Origin of the sequence: Polynucleobacter sp. AP-Sving-400A-A2 (assembly GCF_018688155.1) — a bacterium.
Classification (GTDB): domain Bacteria; phylum Pseudomonadota; class Gammaproteobacteria; order Burkholderiales; family Burkholderiaceae; genus Polynucleobacter.
In genome coordinates this window covers 725,418-743,737 of record NZ_CP061312.1, presented here as the reverse complement: position 1 = coordinate 743,737, position 18,320 = coordinate 725,418, and the positions used below count along the sequence as shown (strand labels likewise).

Sequence of the window (18,320 nt, the reverse complement as noted above, 5' to 3'; positions counted from 1 at the left end):
TAAATTAAATACTTAAACAGTTAAAACAATTTTGCCAACGTGCTCAGAAGACTCCATTAAACGATGGGCATCAGCCGCTTGGTCTAAGGTGAATGTCTTATAAATCACTGGCTTTAACTTGCCCGCATCTAGCAAAGGCCAGATGTGCGCATGTAACTGCTGGGTAATCTGCTTCTTAAATGACACTGGACGTGGACGTAATGTGGAACCGGTAATGGTCAAGCGACGACGCAAAATTTGATTCGTACTCACTTCAGCTTTTGACCCACCCTGAATAGCAATGATCACAATACGACCATCATCAGCCAGGCAATCGATTTCTTTTTGTACGTAAGCGCCGGTAACCATATCTAGAATGACATTGACGCCCTTGCCGTCAGTTGCCTTCTTTACTTCTTCAACAAAGTCTTGCGTCTTGTAGTTGATCGCCAAGTCAGCACCCAAGGCAACACAAGCAGCGCACTTCTCATCAGTACCTGCAGTCACAAATACTTTATGACCTAAGGCTTTCGCAATCAAAATAGCGGTTACACCGATACCACTCGAGCCACCTTGAACCAATAAAGTTTCGCCTTCAGATAGTTGGCCGCGCATGAAAACATTACTCCAAACGGTATAAAACGTTTCTGGTAACGCGGCAGCCTCTTGATCAGTAAATCCTTTTGGATAAGGCAAGCATTGGGCAATTGGAGCTATACACAAATCTGCATAACCACCACCCTGCACTAGCGCGCACACCTTATCGCCAAGCTTTAGTCCAAACAGATTATCGACGTGAGCTAAATCACCGCCAATAATCTCACCAGCTACTTCAAGGCCAGGAATGTCAGATGCGCCTGCTGGAACCGGGTAATGGCCTTTGCGTTGCAAAACGTCAGGGCGATTAATCCCAGCAGCCAAAACACGAATCAAAATCTCGCCAGACCCAGCACTAGGAAGCACTGGATCAGGGCGAGTAGCAGACACCAGCATTTCTGGTGCGCCAAACTCTTTGATTTCTATTACGCGCATATGAATTCCGCTTGCTAACTGAACTACTTAAGGGTTTTCGCCAGATGCGGGAGCGGCTTCAGCACCTGCCAAAGGAGCAATCGTGCCACCTTCTTCAGCCATCGCAGCTTTGAGAGATAGACGTAAACGACCACGCTCATCAGCAGCTAACAACTTCACGCGCACAACTTGGCCTTCCGCTAAATAATCTTTAACTTCTTTTACACGCTCATTAGAGATTTCTGAGATGTGCAAGAGACCGTCTTTACCTGGAAGAATATTTACTAAAGCACCGAACTCAAGCAATTTCACCACTGGGCCTTCGTAGATCTTGCCTACTTCAGCTTCTGCAGTAATGCCTTCGATACGTGCTTTGGCTTCAGCCATGCCTTCAGCAGAAGTAGAAGCGATTGTTACGGTGCCATCATCTTTAATGTCGATGCTGCAACCAGTTTCTTTAGTCAAGGCTTGAATTGTTGCGCCGCCCTTACCGATGACTTCACGAATCTTATCTGGATGAATCTTGAAAGAAACCATGCGCGGAGCATGTGCAGACAATTCAGTACGAACTGAACCCATCGCCTCTTGCATCTTGCTCAAAATGTGCAAGCGACCTTCTTTGGCTTGAGCCAATGCAACTTGCATAATTTCTTTAGTGATGCCTTGAACTTTAATGTCCATTTGCAAAGCAGTAATGCCGTTAGCAGTACCTGCAACTTTAAAGTCCATATCACCTAAGTGATCTTCATCACCCAAGATGTCTGTCAACACAGCAAAACGGTTGCCATCCAAAATCAATCCCATCGCAACACCAGCAACGTGTGCTTTAACTGGAACACCAGCGTCCATCATTGCCAAACAGCCGCCGCAAACGGAAGCCATCGATGAAGAGCCATTAGACTCAGTGATTTCTGAAACCACACGAATGCTGTATGCAAAATCTTCTGCACTTGGCAATACCGGAATCAATGCACGTTTAGCTAAACGACCATGACCAATTTCACGACGCTTAGGGCTACCTACACGACCAGTTTCGCCAGTAGCAAACGGAGGCATGTTGTAGTGGAACATGAAGCGATCACGGTACTCACCTTCGAGCGCATCAATGATCTGCTCATCACGTGCAGTACCTAAAGTAGCTACTACGAGAGCTTGTGTCTCACCACGGGTAAACAATGCTGAACCGTGTGTACGTGGCAATACACCATTGCGAATTTCAATCGGACGAACAGTGCGTGTATCACGACCATCAATACGTGGCTCGCCATTCAAAATCTGACTACGCACAATCTTCGCTTCGATTTCAAACAAGATGTCGTTAACGGCAACAGCGTCAACATCACCCTCTTCAGCAAGCTTAGCAATTACTGCTTTAGTAGTTTCTTTAAGCTTGTCTGAACGAGCGCCTTTTTGACGAATCTGATATGCCTCGCGCAATGGCGCTTCAGCCAATGCAGTGACCTTAGCAATGAATGGCTCATCTTTAGGAGCAGCAGTCCAATCCCACTCTGGCTTGCCAGCTTCGGTTACCAATTCATTAATTGCGTTGATTGCAGTTTGCATTTGGTCATGACCATATACAACTGCACCCAACATAATTTCTTCAGACAGCTGATTGGCTTCTGATTCCACCATCAATACAGCAGCTTGTGTACCAGCAACAATTAAATCCATTTCGCTAGTAGCTTGCTCTGTACGAGTTGGATTCAAGAGATATTGGCCGTTAGCGTAACCAACACGGGCTGCGCCAACTGGACCGGCAAATGGGATGCCTGAAACAGCTAAGGCTGCAGAAGCCGCAATTAACGCAGGAATATCAGCAGGAACATCCGGGTTGATAGACAACACATGAATGACTACCTGAACTTCGTTCAAGAAACCTTCAGGGAATAATGGACGCAATGGACGATCGATTAAACGGGAGATCAATGTCTCACCTTCGGATGGACGACCTTCACGACGGAAGAAACCACCAGGAATTTTTCCTGCGGCGTAAGTTTTCTCTAAGTAATCAACAGTCAACGGGAAAAATGACTGGCCTGGCTTAGCGGATTTAGAGGCAACTACTGTGCCCATCACCACTGTGTCATCCACGTTAACGATAACAGCACCACCAGATTGACGAGCAATCTCGCCTGTCTCCATAACTACCTGATGATTGCCCCATTGAAACGTCTTTACTGCTTTTTTAAACATAGTCATTCTGATCTTCTCCAAATTGTTCACGCAAAAGCCACATGGATTTCACGCTTGTCGTGGGATAAAGCAGTGTCACGACAACACTGGAGCGTTTGAAGATCACAAGGGATGCCATTCCAGGGAGACACTGGATTTCACAACCCAGAAACTCATTGGAATGACACGATCCCCTACACAAATAATCTTGAAGCGCCCAAAAAACATGCCATCTGCTTAAGACTGATTCGGTGAGGAAACAACCCTAAGATAGATGGCATTGCAATACCGATAAGAATTACTTACGGAGACCTAATTTCTCGATCAATGCGCGATAGCGACCCAGATCCTTGCCCTTGAGGTAATCCAAAAGGCGGCGGCGGCGTGAAACCATCTTCAACAAACCACGACGGCTGTGATGATCTTTAGCGTTAGCTTTGAAATGGGGGGTTAATTCATTGATGCGGGCTGTTAGCAATGAAACTTGAACTTCAGGGCTACCCGTATCGTTTGCGCTGCGCGCGTTGTCTTTGACGATTTCCGCCGTTTTAATATCAGCAACTGCCATTTTCATACTCCTTACTTGCGAACACCTGAGCTTTCACCCAACTTGTGTCGTGCATTTATTAATCAAATAAAACAAAAAAGCTTTAAGAATCAAAGCCATCGAATTGTAGCAGATTCACCTTAAATCCATGGCCGAGGGGCTAGGCGCTCAATTTAGGGCTGAGCGGTGAATATTCTAGCAAGCCCTTGATTTATATCGGAATGATGATGGAAACACTTATAAATGCCTATTTTTTAGGCAATTCCATATCAAACCCCCGCCTATAGCCTGGAGGGTACTTTTGCCACTCCTTGCCGCCAAGGCCCTGTTTGTAGCCGTAATCAAAAAGAGCCTGCATATAGGCAGTATCAAACTCCGTCTGATGCGGAAACTTGAAGTCTGGCCCAATAAAAGCCAGGTTGAAGCTGACTCCATCAAGCTGAGTAGTGTGATAAATGCGGTACAAATCCCCAATACCCTGGGTCTGAATCATGCTGGAGATTGCCCTCTGGATGATGCTTAGGGTGCCCCGCTGGGTCTCGCGCCACTCAGGATCTAAGCGTGCATTGCGAATAATGTAAGCATTGCGTTCCTTTTGCAGCTTGACATTAAGCTCTTTTCCCCTTTGGGATAAGGCGCTGGGATATAGGAATACTTGGGTAATAGCACCGCCATCGACATGCATCTCCTGAAAGCTTTGGCCAGAAACCTCAAAATCAAACATCACCGGAGAAAAGGCCCCAGGAATGGATGCCGAGGCCAGCATGACTTTTCTAAAAAGCTCTAAAGCCTCTGGAGTGGCAATACTGGCAATCTTGCCCATGTTCCAGACTACGGGTACGCCTGCGTCTAGGTTCGTTGTCCCAATCAAAAGCCAGCGGTTTTTGGTGGTGTACTCATGTGCCACCTTCTTCAGAAAATCTTGATCGATGTATTTTGAAATCAGTTGAAACAAGGGGGTCGTGTCGGATAAGCCATCACTCAAAATGCCAGAGATCAATCCGCGCTCAATGAAGATATCTTGGGGGCCATATTTTGTATAAACATCGCGCAAGACGGGATCATATTCTTTTCCCATATAGGCAAAGGGAGCAATTAATGCGCCAGTACTGATACCGGTGACTAAGTTAAATTGTGGGCGATCGCCGCGCTCAGCCCATCCGATCAATAATCCCGCGCCATATGCACCATCATCGCCACCACCTGAGAGCGATAGGTAATTGGCTGGTGCATTTAAGGTTTTTTCATCCCTCACCTTAAATCCCGCCTGAATATCTGCGGCCATTTGATCGATACTGGGCTGACTGGCCACCATATATCGCGCACTACTGAGGCCCGCTATTTGAGCCTGTCCCATCTGCTGCGATGGCACTGCCGCTTTGCGCTGCAAGCTGCTACAGCCTATCAATGACAGTATGAAGAGAGTAAAGATGCAGCGAGTTAAGAGAGTCATATTGGATCGTTATTGGACAAAAGGGCTTGTTGGAGTATAAGGATGGAATTCATTCATTGCGAAAATGCAGCAAAGGAAAAAATCCATGCGAACTAAATTTGTCCAAGCATTAGCCTATAGTTTATTAGCTCTATCCCCATCACTGAGTTTTGCGCAATTTTCAAATCCATTTGCTGCTGAACAAACAATTGCCCAGCAACGCCAGGACATTCTCAAAAAGAGCGAAGGTACTCTAAAGGCACTCTACCAAGCTCAACCCAAGGCAAAAGAGTTAATTGAGAAATCCGTTGGCTACGCGACCTTCAGCAACTTTGGTATGAAGATATTGATTGCTGGTGGAGGCACAGGAAGCGGTGTCGTTATCCAAAAAGATGGTGCTAAACCGATCTATATGAATATGGCAGAGATTCAGGCCGGCTTAGGCCTTGGAATTAAGTCCTTCCAAAATATTTTTGTTTTTCAAACACAAGCCGCACTGAATGACTTCATAAATTCTGGATGGACATTTGGCGGTCAAGTTACGGCAGCAGCCAAATATGGAAAGGATGGTGATGCCTACCAAGATTCAGTGGTCGTGGCGCCAGGGGTATTGATGTACCAGCTCACAGACTCAGGCATTGCGGCAGAAATCACTGGCAAGGGCACTAAGTACTACAAGAGCTCAGACCTGAATAAATAAGAGGCGCATTGCAAAAGCTGCAGATGTCGCCAAGAATTTCTTAAGGCGTCATCTGCGCATTGAGCTTAGCTTGGCTAGGATCATGTAATTTATTTAAGGCTGATAAATAGGCTTTCGCTGAAGCCGCAATGATGTCCGGATCAGTACCGACGCCATTAACAATACGTCCACCCTTTGCAAGCCTGACAGTAACTTCGCCCTGAGATTGCGTACCTGAGGTAATGGCATTTACAGAGTAAAGTAATTGCTCTACCCCGCTCTTCACGATCTGCTCAATAGCGTTCAAGCTCGCATCAACCGGGCCGTTACCCTCAGCCTCAGAGCTGGCCTCTTTGTCGCCCACCCGGAAAGTCACTCTAGACTTTGGTCGCTCACCCGTTTCAGAATGCTGACTCAAGGATATGAACTTATAAAATTCACCTTCTTCAGCTGCAGCAGAGTCTGACATGATGGCAATAATATCTTCATCAAAGATTTCTGACTTTTGATCAGCCAGCGTCTTGAAGCGGACAAAAGCTTCATTCAAATCTGCTTCGGCTTCAATCGCAATACCTAACTCTTGCAAACGCTGTTTAAAAGCATTGCGACCAGATAACTTGCCGAGCACAATCTTATTAGCAGACCAACCTACATCTTCTGCACGCATGATCTCGTAGGTATCACGGTTCTTTAAGATGCCGTCTTGATGTATTCCTGAAGTGTGAGCAAACGCGTTGGCGCCTACAACTGCCTTGTTGGGCTGAACAACAAAACCAGTAATTTGCGAGACCAACTTTGATGCAGGAACAATTTGAGTCGCATCAATACCGCACACCATATCAAAATAATCTTTGCGCGTGCGCAAGGCCATGACAATTTCTTCTAATGCTGTATTACCAGCACGTTCACCCAAGCCGTTAACAGTGCACTCAATTTGACGCGCACCACCAATTTTGACACCAGCTAAAGAGTTGGCGACAGCCATACCCAAGTCATTATGGCAATGTACAGACCACACAGCTTTATCAGAGTTAGGAACTCGGGTACGCAAGGTCTTGATGAACTCACCATATAACTCAGGGGTAGCGTAGCCTACGGTATCCGGAATGTTGATGGTGGTAGCACCCTCATTAATGACGCCTTCAACTACCCTGCACAAGAAATCCATTTCTGAGCGATAGCCGTCCTCTGCTGAGAACTCCACATCCTCAGCTAAGTTTCTTGCAAAACGAATAGAACGTTTAGCCTGCTCTAAAACCTCTTCTGGAGACATGCGCAATTTCACGGCCATATGTAATGGACTGGTTGCCAAGAACGCATGGATTCGTTTTGCATTAGCGGCTTTCAACGCATCAGCGGCCCGAGTAATGTCTTTATCGTTAGCGCGTGCGAGTGAGCAGACAATGGAATCCTTCACGGCTGCTGCTACTGCAGAGATAGCCTGGAAGTCACCTTCGGAGCTCGCCGCAAATCCAGCCTCGATCACATCAACCTTGAGGCGCTCTAACTGGCGAGCGATACGAACCTTCTCATCCTTGGTCATAGAAGCGCCAGGTGATTGTTCACCATCGCGTAAGGTGGTATCAAAAATGATTACTTTGTCGCTCATCACTACTCTCCGGTTCAATATTACTTAATTATGCTGACTGCTGATTCGTGCTGACTAATTATCAATTGCTAAGCCTAAAAACAAAAAACCCCAGCAATTTGCTGGGGCTGGTATGTCGTGGCTAATGAATTACTTTAATCTCATTAGCTTAGGCCTTACCTGCCCCAAGCTGTAGGCTTAGTGCGAGTAGAAGCAATTTAGAGAGGGGGAAATTCATCAACATGGATTAAATATAACCTAAATATTGCAAATTAGCTAAAACGACGGCCGCTTAGATGCTCCCAAGCCCAAATCACATAACCCGAGATGGAATACACCACAAAGAGACCAAACAGGGTTAAAGGCGGATTAGAAGAAATCAGAACAAAGGTCAGAATCATCAGAACCATGACGCCAAAAGGTACGCGGTAGCGCACATCCAAAGCCTTGCCACTGTAAAAGCGAGCATTAGATACCATGGTCAAGCCAGCATAAACAGCTAAAAAGAAAGTGATCCAAGGGATGGCACTGTCGCGTACTGGAATTTTATTGTCATCAGCCAGCCATATAAAACCGGCCATTAAAGAGCCAGCGGCTGGACTAGGTAGGCCCTGGAAAAACTTCTTATCTACCACGCCAGTATTAACGTTGAAGCGCGCCAGACGCAAAGCTGCTCCTGCACAGTAGGTAAAGGCAGCCAACCAACCCCACTTACCTAAGTCTTTTAAAGCCCATTCGTAAGCAACTAAGGCTGGCGCCACACCAAATGAAACCATGTCAGCCAAAGAATCGTACTGCTCACCGAAAGCACTTTGGGTATTCGTCATACGAGCAACGCGACCATCCATGCCATCCAAAACTAAAGATGCAAAGATGGCAATAGCAGCCATCTCAAACTGGTGGTTCATCGCATTAACGATGGCAAAGAAACCGCAGAATAAGGCTGCGGTAGTAAATGCATTGGGAAGTAAGTAAATGCCTTTGCTACGTTTACGTGGCTTATCTACGTGCAACTCTTCCACTTCAAAATCAATCCCATCTCCCAAGTCCTCTGCCCACTCACCCTGAGTGCGATCAGTACGGGAGTTCGCTAGGCGACTGCGATCGATACGGCCACGACGGCGAAATGTAGGCAAAGAATATTCCTAGTTAGAGCGGCTTAATTAATCTAAGCCGGGTACACGAGCTAATGCGGTGTTCGTAGCGAAAACTTTATCGCCAACGCTGACTAAAGGCTCAGCTGTTAAAGGTAAATATACATCGACACGGGAGCCAAAGCGAATAAAGCCATAACGCTCTCCCGCTTTAAGTTTATCGCCAACATGGATATAACAAAGAATGCGGCGAGCAATCAGACCTGCAACCTGAACCAGAGTCACGATTTGGCCATTGGCATCAATCACAACGGCATTACGTTCATTCTCAGTAGAGGCTTTATCTAAATCGGCATTGACAAACTTGCCAGGGAAATACTGAATCTCTTTTACCGTACCGTTGACTGCACTACGGTTGGAGTGAACGTTAAATACGTTCATAAAAACACTAATCTTCAAAGCTTCACGACCCGCATAAGGATCGTTTGCTTTTTCTACTACGACGATACGACCATCAGCAGGAGATAAAACTAGATCACGACCTATGGCAGCAATACGCTGCGGATCGCGGAAGAACTGCAGAACAAAGATAAAGATGATCCACAAAGGCCATGACCATGCAATGCCACCAAGATAGTGGACCAGCAAAGTAACAGCCCCCACTAATGCCAAATACGGCCAACCTTCTTTCGCAATAATGGGGTGCGGATACATCATCTTTGTTCTGAGCCTTTTTAATTACTGCTATTAGTTTCTAACTACTATTTACTTAGTTCTTTGTTTGATCAACTAGCTTGTTCTTTGCGATCCAAGGCATCATGGCGCGCAACTTAGCGCCAACTACCTCGATGTCATGCTCAGCATTCAAGCGACGACGTGAAATCAAAGTAGGCGCACCTGCTTTGTTTTCCAAGATGAAGCTCTTAGCGTACTCACCAGTCTGAATATCTTTCAAGCACTGACGCATTGCGTTCTTAGTATCTTCTGTAACAATACGCGGACCAGTGACATACTCACCATACTCAGCATTGTTAGAGATAGAGTAGTTCATGTTGGCGATACCACCTTCGTAGATCAAGTCCACAATCAACTTGAGCTCATGCAAGCACTCAAAGTAAGCCATCTCAGGAGCGTAGCCAGCCTCAACCAAAGTTTCGAAACCGGCTTTGATCAACTCTACTGCGCCACCACAGAGAACAGCCTGCTCACCGAATAAGTCAGTTTCAGTTTCTTCGCGGAAGTTGGTTTCAATGATGCCGGCACGGCCGCCGCCGTTAGCTGTTGCATATGACAAAGCAACATCACGCGCTGAACCAGATTTATCTTGGTACACAGCGATCAAATGGGGAACACCGCCGCCTTGAGCGTAAGTACCACGCACAGTGTGGCCTGGTGCTTTAGGAGCAATCATGATCACGTCTAAGTCAGCGCGTGGCTGAACTTGACCGTAGTGAACGTTAAAGCCGTGAGCAAATGCCAATGCAGCGCCCTGCTTGATATTGCCATGAACTTCTTTGCTATATACTTCGGCGATTTGCTCGTCAGGCAAGAGCATCATCACTACGTCAGCATCTTTAACTGCTGCGCCAACTTCTTTTACTGTCAAGCCAGCATTTGCGGCTTTGCTCCAGGAAGCGCCATCTTTACGCAAACCAACAGTCACGTTACAGCCTGAATCTTTCAGATTCAAAGCGTGTGCGTGGCCCTGTGAACCGTAACCAATGATGGTTACTTTTTTGCCTTTAATGAGGGACAAATCGGCGTCTTTATCGTAAAAAACTTTCATGCTCTTTCCTTGTTTTGAAAATGTAGTTAATGCAGTAATTAGTTAAAAAAATTAAACCTTCAGAATGCGTTCACCGCGCCCAATACCAGAACCACCCGAACGGACAGTTTCTAAAATCGATGCACGATCAATCGAATCAATGAAGGCATCTAATTTGGCGCCATCACCAGTTAATTCAATGGTGTAACTCTTATCAGTCACATCAATGATGCGACCACGGAAGATATCCGTTGTACGTTTCAATTCTTCACGCTCTTTACCTACTGCGCGCACTTTGATCATCATGAGCTCACGCTCAATATGAGGACCTTCAGTCAAATCAAACACCTTCACCACCTCAACTAAGCGATTCAAGTGTTTAGTGATTTGCTCAATCACATCCTCAGAGCCAAGAGTGACAATTGTCATGCGGGACAAGGATGGATCTTCGGTTGGTGCAACGCTCAAGGCTTCAATGTTGTAACCACGCGCAGAAAATAAACCGACCACACGAGATAGTGCCCCCGGCTCGTTCTCTATCAATACAGAAATAATGTGTCGCATTAGAGATCCTCGCTGCCCAAAAGCATTTCAGTAATACCTTTGCCTGCCTGAACCATCGGCCAAACGTTTTCTTCTGGGTCTGTCTGGAAATCCATAAATACGGTGCGATCTTTTAAACGAATAGCTTCTTTGAGAGCACCTTCAACATCAGACTTCTTTTCGATGCGCATACCCACATGCCCAAAGGCCTCTGCCAACTTCACGAAGTCCGGCAATGAATCCATGTATGAACTGGAATAACGCTTGTTATAAGTTAGCTCTTGCCATTGGCGAACCATACCGAGGTAACGATTATTCAAAGACACAATCTTCACGGGTGTGTTGTATTGCTTGCAAGTGGAAAGCTCTTGAATACACATCTGGATAGAGCCTTCGCCAGTGATAGCGAATACATCGTTATCTGGGAATGCTTTCTTAATACCCATGGCATATGGCAAACCTACACCCATGGTGCCTAGACCGCCGGAGTTAATCCAACGACGTGGCTTATCGAACTTGTAGAACTGTGCAGCCCACATTTGATGCTGACCAACGTCAGAAGTAATGAATGCATCACCACCAGTGAGTTCCCACAGCTTCTGAACAACATACTGTGGCTTGACGATTTGGGAAGCTTCGTCATATTTCAAGCAATCTTTTTTACGCCACTCATTAATCTGCGCCCACCATGCCGCCAGCTTAGCGTCATTCTTACGTGGGCCGGCAGCTTTGAGCTGAGTAGTCATCTCCTGTAGTACTTCCTTGAGATTACCAACAATAGGTACATCCACTTTCACCCGCTTCGAAATCACGGATGGATCGATGTCAATATGAATAATCTTGCGTGGATGACTTGCGAAGTGCGCAGTATTACCAATCACACGATCATCAAAACGTGCGCCAACTGCAATCAACACATCGCTGTGCTGCATCGCCATATTAGCTTCATACGTACCGTGCATACCAAGCATGCCCACAAACTGAGGGCTAGTGCCTGGGAAGCCGCCAAGACCCATTAAGGTATTGGTAACGGGATAACCCAGCAAGTCAGCAAACTCTTTTAATTCTGGAGCGGCATCAGCCAAAATTACGCCACCACCGGTATAAATGAATGGGCGCTCAGCTTCTTGCAATAAAGAAACCGCTTTACGAATTTGTCCACTATGGCCCTTGACTACTGGGTTGTATGAACGCATCTCCAATGTTTCTGGGTAGACGAATGGTCCTTTGGCTGCAGATACATCCTTAGGGATATCAATCAATACTGGACCTGGACGACCTGTCTGCGCAATATGGAAAGCCTTCTTAATCACTAAAGGGAGGTCTTTCACATCTTTTACCAAGAAGTTGTGTTTAACCACTGGGCGAGTAATACCCACGGTATCGGCCTCTTGGAAAGCATCTTCACCAATCGCGTATGTTGGTACGTTACCGCTGATGACCACCATCGGGATTGAATCAGTGTAAGCAGTCGCAATTCCGGTAACCGCATTGGTTACTCCAGGACCTGAAGTTACTAGGGCAACTCCAACCTTACCGGTTGCGCGCGCATAGCCATCAGCCGCATGAACAGCTGCTTGCTCATGACGAACCAGAATGTGCTCAAACTTGTCCTGCTTAAAAATTTCATCGTAGATAAAGAGAACGGAACCACCTGGGTAACCCCAAACGTATTCAACACCCTCTTTGTGCAAGGCCTTCACCAACATCTCGGCACCAATCATTTCTGGTGGAGTTGCTGCGGGATTTGTATTTGTTGTGTCTTGGTTAGCTTTAGAAGCTAAAAATTCGGCGCTGCTTGTATTCATTTTCTTTCGTCCTTTGCAATTTTCGGCAAAAAATTGTTTGGTCTGTTCTGTCTCTTGCTTGTGGCCCGAGTTCGAACGGCGCTGCTACCGGAAAAAACCACTTCTTGAATGAGATTCTAGGTAGTAAGCCCTATATTCTATAGCAATCCCCTAAAATGGATGAATTCTCTCTGATTCAGGTCTAATCTACTGAATGGCTTCACCCCAAGAACTTTCTGACTTTCTGAGCAGTGTTGAGCAGCGCGCTTTCAAGCAAGCGGTCTATGCTGTGCGAGATGACGATGCGGCCTTAGATATTGTTCAGGATGCCATGATCAAACTGGCTGAAAAGTATGGCGATCGACCTGCCGCTGAATTACCTCTAGTTTTCACCAGAATTCTCCAAAACCGCATTCACGACTGGTTTAGGCGTCAAAAAGTTCGTAATACTTGGGTCACCCTGTTCTCGAATATGGGTAAGAAATCCGATGAAAGTGACGATTTTGACCCCCTGGAGTCACTTTCAGCTCCAGATGATAGTGAAATTCACCAAGATGGTGCATTTAAGCTTGAACGGAGTCAGCTATTAAAGGCCTTAGAGTCAGAAATATCAAAATTGCCTGCCCGTCAACGAGAAGCCTTCCTGATGCGTTATTGGGATGAGCTGAGCATTACTGAAACTGCCCTTGCGATGAGATGTAGCGAGGGAAGCGTCAAAACCCACTGCTCAAGAGCCACTCAGGCTCTAGCTAAAGCATTGAAATTAAAAGGAATTACCCTGTGAACCGCAACGAAGACATCCTTAGCACAACAGAATCAGATCAATTTGGTCTGAATGCTGCCGCCCTGCTCCGCCAAGGATCCCAATCCCTGCCAGCCGGGATCAAAGATCGCCTTTATTCAGCACGCCTTAAAGCCCTTTCTGTGAAAAAACCAGAGAAAGTGCGTATTGCGCAGCATGTTTTGGCGAGCTCTAGCGGGAACTGGTCTTATGGTTCACGCTCATTCTGGGATAACGTGGGTTGGGTTGCCCCATTGGCCGTTCTAGTATTCGGTCTCATCGGCATCGCCCAATGGCAGCAAGATTCCCGCATCAACGATATTGCTGAGCTCGATGTCGCTCTCTTAACTGACGATGTCCCACCTGATGCTTATGCTGATAGCGGCTTTTTGGGCTTTCTCAAAAACGGTCCTTTGGCGGAATCAGATCAAGATAGCCTCAGCTCAGCCAAGACTCCGTCCTAACTGTCATAGCGAGCTACAGTTAGCGCATGCTAAAAAATCTACGGTCCTTGAGCGCTTCACTGAGCATCAGCATGATGCTAGTGATTGGCGCCCTAGGATCGGCACCAAGCTCAGACGCATTTGCCCAAACATCGGCAGCAGGCCATGGAAAAACTACTGGCATCCCAGAGAAAAAACCAGATGGCACTTGGGAGAGCCTTAAACCAGGGCAACAAAAAATCCTCGCTCCACTGGAAGACGATTGGGACTACATGCTCCCAGACAGTCGTAAAAAATGGATACAAGTTGCTAATCTGTATCCTAAGATGAGTGAAGCTGATCAACAGCGACTGCAGTCCCGCATGACGGGCTGGTCTAAGCTCTCTCAAAAAGACCGCCGCATTGCACGCGAAAACTATTTAAGCAGTCTCAAGTTCCCCGCTGAAAAAAAAGCTGAGGCTTGGAGTGCCTATCAAAAACTGAGTGATGAGCAAAAGAAGAAGCTAGCTCAAGCAGAGGTCAATAAGAAAAAGCCTACGGCTGTAAGTGCACCTACATTGCAACAGCATCCGATTAAACAACAATCGAACTTAGCACCGCCTCCAACAGCCAGCAGCGCTCCTGCTTCAGAGCCTCCTGCAACGAACAGTAGCCCCGATAGCGGCTTAAGCAATCCGTAAGTCGTGATTAGCCCCGCTGAATTAAACCTACTCCCTGCTCCCCAGTTTTGGCGACGGGTCTCTTGCATTCTGTATGAGCAATTGGTTTTGTTGGGCGTCATCGCTCTCACCTTCCTGCTTCCCAATTTGGGATTGGGTATTCTGTTTGGTGTATCCCTCCCCAGTTGGCTTACCTTCCTTTATCTCTATGCTGTTCTAGGCGTTTACTTTATTTGGTACTGGACTAAGTCGGGGCAGACCCTGGCAATGCAAACATGGCGAGTGCGCATGGTTGGTCCAGGCGGCTATAGCCTAACTCGTAAGCAAGCGATTTGGCGTTATTTTTTTGGATCTTTGTGGCTGGTGCCTTGCGTGATTTTGCAGTGGCTGTTCGATCTGCAAAGATGGCAAATTATTGAAATGCTATTTGCGGTGGCTTTATTTTTGTGGCCACTGAGTATTTACTTGGATCGCGTTAAACCTTCAATGCGTCAAAGTCTGCCAGACCGCTTTAGTGGAACGCGCTTAGTGGAATTACCGAAAAACTTAGTTAAACTGAACTAAGTTTCACGTAAACATTCCATTGCAGTAGCAGTTTGAATTCTTCTCTGAAAGCGATAACCCGCTAGCAGGCAAGCAGTTACCCCAAAGCCGATACCCATCGCTAGAGACTGCCCAAATGCATTGAACTCAATCTCCAGCACAAAACGGCCAAGCGCCCATGCTGCAATTCCAGCAGCGAGTCCAGCTAAAGCTCCTGCCAGCACTCCAATAATCAGCAGCTCAGATAATGCAATCTTCCCCAGTAGATAGCGCGACGCACCCACTGCCTTTAACAAGGCCGCGCTCCTGAAACGCTCATCTTGTGTTGCCGCTATCGCAGCTACTAAAACTAAAATCGCTGCCGCAATCGTGAAGGCAAACAAGAGACCTAATACAGAAGACAGTCGATCTAGTACATCTTGTATCTGCTTTAGCGATGTCCCCACATCCACGATGGTGAGATTAGGATAGGCCTGTGCAAGTTGATAATCCAAACCTTCAATTGCGGTGCCTTGGTAATACGAGGTAATCCAAGACTGGGGCATCTCTGCGAGCATTGCAGGCGGCATGATGACAAAGAAATTCACTTTCATCGAGCTCCAATCCAACTTACGTAAAGAAGTAATGGGCGCTGTGACTTTTTCACCGGCAAGCTCAAAGGTCATTTGATCGCCCAGCTTTAACTTCAAAGTCTTTGCAATTCCCACCTCCAAGGAAACTTGCGGCGTACTCCCTTCAAGCCACTTGCCGGAAGTAATCCGATTACCTTCAGGCAACTGCTCGGTGTATGAGAGATTAAATTCTCGATCAACTAAGCGGCGTGCATTTTCATCAATGTAGTCATTGGGTCCAATAGACTTTCCATTGACTTCCACTAAGCGCGCACGAACCATCGGGCTAAAGCTCGGCTTTGCTACTCCCGCATCCAGCAGTGAGCGAGTGATGCTAGGCTTTTGATCTTCCTGAACGTTAATCATGAAGCGATTGGGCGCATCGACTGGGATATTACCCTGCCAGGTAGCCAATAAATCTTGTCGGAGCAATAGGATAAGTAATAAGGCCATCAAAGCAATACCTAGCGCCGTAATTTGCATGACTGCGAAGCCAGAGCGACGTGCTTGTACTGTCAGTGCAAAACGTAATGCGAAGCTGTGACTACTCCACCTTGTAAATACGATTTTAAGTAAGCTTAGGCACAACCAAGAAACTACGGCAAAGACCACAATAGCTGAGCCAAAGCTTGCGGCAACCCAAGAGGCCAGCTTCCAATCTTGAGCTGCAAACGCGATCAAGACAAGACAAGTACTCAATCCAAAAAGTGCAACCCACAACACCTTGATGTTTACCGAACCCAACTCTTTACGAATCAGTCGTACCGGTGAAATCATGACTAAACTAAATAGGGGCGGACCAGCAAAACCAATTAATAGGCACGAGGAAAACAAAATACTCCAGACTAAGGGCCAGAGTGAGAGTGCGGGTAGATTGGCAACTAGTAAATTACCCAAGATCCCAATCAATATCTCTTGAACGCCATAAGCAATCGCAGCGCCCATCACAGCAGCCGATATACACAGAGCACCCAATATCTTGACTTGGTTTACTAGGATAGTCTTTTGGCTTGCGCCAAGGCATTTCATAACAGCGCAAACATCAGCCTGCTTTAAGACATAGCGACGCGCTGACAAGGCAATTGCTACCGCAGCCACCATGGCTGTCAGTAAGGCAACCAATGATAAGAAGCGCTCTGCCCGCTCGAGAGTTTTACGCATGACAGGCTGAGCATTCTCCAAAGTCTCGATACGTAATCCCCTAAGCCCTTCGGATTGAATCGATTGCGCAGCCCATTGCTCATAGTCAGAGATCGCTGAATCATTTCCGGCTAAAAGAAGTCGATAGGTCACGCGGCTGCCCAGACCAATCAGGCCGGTAGCTGGTAAATCGTCCAGCGACATCATGACGCGGGGTGCGAAGTTCATAAAGCCAGCGCCTCGGTCAAGTTCGCGCTCCAAGATACCGCTAATGAGGAATGTCTTATCACCCAATAACATCGGATCACCGACTTTTGCCTTTAGCGCACTGAGCATTGCCGGATCCACCCAGACCGAACCTGCTGGTGGAGTTGAGCTAACTGATGAAGGTGATACCTGTAAAGAGCCTCTCAGGGGATAGGAAGAACTTACCGCTTTAAGGGAAGCCAGCTTACTTTGCGACCCTACCGTGGCCATACTCGGAAAGACAATCGTTTGAGCTGAGCTCAGCTGGAGTCTCTTGGCTTGCTGAATGAAGCGCTCAGGCAGAGCTTGATCAGCAACGAGCAACAGATCCGCAGCAAGCAGCTGGCGAGCATCGAACTGAAAGGCCCGCTGCATTCGGTCGGCTAAGAAGCTGACGCTCGATAAGGCAGCTACAGAGAGCGTCAGCGCGACCAATAGTGTTACTAGCTCACTAGAGCGTAGGTCTCGCTGAATGGCCCGTAGAAAGCTACTTAACACTGCTTTAGATCGCCTGAATCTGACCGCCATCCACACGAATCACTGACCCAGTGATGAAGGAGGCATTTTGACTGGCCAGAAAGGCTGCAGTATCTCCATACTCCTGTGGATCACCATAACGTCCCATCGGAATTTGTCTCAAGCTAGCTTGAACAACCGAGTCATAGCTCACATTTTCACGTTGGGCACGTGCTTCGTCCAACTGTCGGAGGCGATCGGTTGCCACACGACCCGGCATGATTACATTCACAGTAATGCCATCGGCTGCCACTTCTGCCGCCAAGGTTTTAGACCAAGCTAGTAATGCGGCACGCAAGGTGTTGGAGATCGCTAGATTTTTAATCGGGGCAATGGCACCTGAAGTGGTACTCGTAATAATGCGACCCCATTTACGTTGACGCATTCCTGGCAGAACTCGATCGGTAATGCTGATGAGTGATAGCACCATATCGTTAAAACTCTTTTGCCACAAAGCGGGATCTTGTCCTGCCGCTAATGTCGGTGGAGGTCCACCGGTGTTGTTTACCAAGATATCAATCGGGCCCAGTTCTTTCTCCACCTTACTCACCAAGCTATCGATCAGGGATGTATCAGAAAGATCCCAGCTCAAAGCTAAGGCTTTTCCACCCGCAGCCTCAATCATTTCAACCGATTTTTTTAATCCCTCCGGATTACGGCCAGTCACCGCCACTTTGACGCCCTCACGCGCCAAGGAAACGGCCATCGCCTGACCTAAACCCCGGCTAGATGCCATCACTAATGCAACCTTACCTTTGAGCCCTAAATCCATGTCTTCTCC

Annotated in this window: 17 protein-coding genes; 5 read left to right on the top strand and 12 right to left on the bottom strand. The window is 47.1% G+C overall.

The features are described 5' to 3' along the window. Nucleotides 1-12: 12 nt before the first annotated feature. From C2758_RS03930 to C2758_RS03915, 4 genes are all read right to left on the bottom strand, one after another. Nucleotides 13-1,011 carry an NAD(P)H-quinone oxidoreductase gene (locus C2758_RS03930; RefSeq protein ID WP_215329686.1) on the bottom strand — a complete coding sequence of 333 codons (999 nt, stop codon included), beginning with the start codon at nucleotides 1,009-1,011 and terminating at the stop codon, nucleotides 13-15. A 27-nt stretch (nucleotides 1,012-1,038) separates the two neighbouring features. Further along, complete coding sequence (gene pnp, locus C2758_RS03925) at nucleotides 1,039-3,192, bottom strand: polyribonucleotide nucleotidyltransferase (protein WP_215329685.1); 2,154 nt, start codon at nucleotides 3,190-3,192, stop codon at nucleotides 1,039-1,041. A gap of 271 nt (nucleotides 3,193-3,463) precedes the next feature. Then, on the bottom strand, nucleotides 3,464-3,733 hold the full coding sequence (gene rpsO / locus C2758_RS03920) for a 30S ribosomal protein S15 (RefSeq protein ID WP_112204355.1): 270 nt from the start codon (nucleotides 3,731-3,733) through the stop codon (nucleotides 3,464-3,466). Between the two features lie 226 nt (nucleotides 3,734-3,959). Beyond that, a complete protein-coding gene (locus C2758_RS03915) occupies nucleotides 3,960-5,165 on the bottom strand; it encodes a patatin-like phospholipase family protein (protein ID WP_215329684.1) in 1,206 nt (401 codons plus the stop codon). A gap of 85 nt (nucleotides 5,166-5,250) precedes the next feature. Here C2758_RS03915 and C2758_RS03910 point away from each other — a divergent pair, with 85 nt between their 5' ends. Continuing rightward, a complete protein-coding gene (locus C2758_RS03910) occupies nucleotides 5,251-5,844 on the top strand; it encodes a YSC84-related protein (protein ID WP_215329683.1) in 594 nt (197 codons plus the stop codon). Between the two features lie 40 nt (nucleotides 5,845-5,884). Here C2758_RS03910 and C2758_RS03905 read toward each other — a convergent pair whose 3' ends face one another. From C2758_RS03905 to C2758_RS03880, 6 genes are all read right to left on the bottom strand, one after another. Next, nucleotides 5,885-7,432 (bottom strand): 2-isopropylmalate synthase, encoded by a 1,548-nt coding sequence (locus C2758_RS03905; protein WP_215329682.1) that lies wholly within the window; start codon nucleotides 7,430-7,432, stop codon nucleotides 5,885-5,887. 251 nt (nucleotides 7,433-7,683) lie between these two features. Further along, nucleotides 7,684-8,547 (bottom strand): CDP-diacylglycerol--serine O-phosphatidyltransferase, encoded by an 864-nt coding sequence (pssA, locus tag C2758_RS03900; RefSeq protein WP_215329681.1) that lies wholly within the window; start codon nucleotides 8,545-8,547, stop codon nucleotides 7,684-7,686. Between the two features lie 27 nt (nucleotides 8,548-8,574). Next, nucleotides 8,575-9,222, bottom strand: a complete 648-nt coding sequence (locus tag C2758_RS03895) for a phosphatidylserine decarboxylase (protein ID WP_215329680.1) — start codon at nucleotides 9,220-9,222, stop codon at nucleotides 8,575-8,577. A gap of 52 nt (nucleotides 9,223-9,274) precedes the next feature. Continuing rightward, the gene (gene ilvC / locus C2758_RS03890; protein WP_215329679.1) at nucleotides 9,275-10,291 is read right to left on the bottom strand and encodes a ketol-acid reductoisomerase; all 1,017 of its coding nucleotides are present in this window, start codon (nucleotides 10,289-10,291) and stop codon (nucleotides 9,275-9,277) included. Nucleotides 10,292-10,342: 51 nt separating this feature from the next. Beyond that, nucleotides 10,343-10,834 carry an acetolactate synthase small subunit gene (ilvN, locus tag C2758_RS03885; RefSeq protein WP_046329932.1) on the bottom strand — a complete coding sequence of 164 codons (492 nt, stop codon included), beginning with the start codon at nucleotides 10,832-10,834 and terminating at the stop codon, nucleotides 10,343-10,345. Beyond that, complete coding sequence (locus tag C2758_RS03880; RefSeq protein ID WP_215329678.1) at nucleotides 10,834-12,621, bottom strand: acetolactate synthase 3 catalytic subunit; 1,788 nt, start codon at nucleotides 12,619-12,621, stop codon at nucleotides 10,834-10,836. Before C2758_RS03880 ends, ilvN begins: the two co-directional genes overlap by 1 nt. A 193-nt stretch (nucleotides 12,622-12,814) precedes the next feature. Here C2758_RS03880 and C2758_RS03875 point away from each other — a divergent pair, with 193 nt between their 5' ends. Genes C2758_RS03875 through C2758_RS03860 form a run of 4 tightly spaced genes read left to right on the top strand, consistent with a single transcriptional unit; the run spans nucleotide 12,815 to nucleotide 15,047 of the window. Beyond that, nucleotides 12,815-13,384 carry an RNA polymerase sigma factor gene (locus C2758_RS03875; protein WP_215329677.1) on the top strand — a complete coding sequence of 190 codons (570 nt, stop codon included), beginning with the start codon at nucleotides 12,815-12,817 and terminating at the stop codon, nucleotides 13,382-13,384. Beyond that, nucleotides 13,381-13,845 (top strand): DUF3619 family protein, encoded by a 465-nt coding sequence (locus tag C2758_RS03870; protein ID WP_215329676.1) that lies wholly within the window; start codon nucleotides 13,381-13,383, stop codon nucleotides 13,843-13,845. The genes C2758_RS03875 and C2758_RS03870 overlap by 4 nt, the downstream gene beginning before the upstream one ends. A 26-nt stretch (nucleotides 13,846-13,871) precedes the next feature. Then, nucleotides 13,872-14,504, top strand: coding sequence for a DUF3106 domain-containing protein (locus C2758_RS03865; RefSeq protein WP_215329675.1), 633 nt, complete (start codon nucleotides 13,872-13,874; stop codon nucleotides 14,502-14,504). A 3-nt stretch (nucleotides 14,505-14,507) separates the two neighbouring features. Beyond that, nucleotides 14,508-15,047, top strand: a complete 540-nt coding sequence (locus C2758_RS03860; RefSeq protein ID WP_251369254.1) for an RDD family protein — start codon at nucleotides 14,508-14,510, stop codon at nucleotides 15,045-15,047. On the opposite strand, the gene C2758_RS03855 is transcribed toward C2758_RS03860, so the two are convergent. After that, nucleotides 15,044-17,521 carry an ABC transporter permease gene (locus C2758_RS03855; protein WP_251369253.1) on the bottom strand — a complete coding sequence of 826 codons (2,478 nt, stop codon included), beginning with the start codon at nucleotides 17,519-17,521 and terminating at the stop codon, nucleotides 15,044-15,046. The two genes, C2758_RS03860 and C2758_RS03855, sit on opposite strands and share 4 nt — an antisense overlap. Before the next feature lie 4 nt (nucleotides 17,522-17,525). Beyond that, nucleotides 17,526-18,311, bottom strand: coding sequence for an SDR family oxidoreductase (locus tag C2758_RS03850; RefSeq protein WP_215329673.1), 786 nt, complete (start codon nucleotides 18,309-18,311; stop codon nucleotides 17,526-17,528). Between the last annotated feature and the right edge of the window lie 9 nt (nucleotides 18,312-18,320).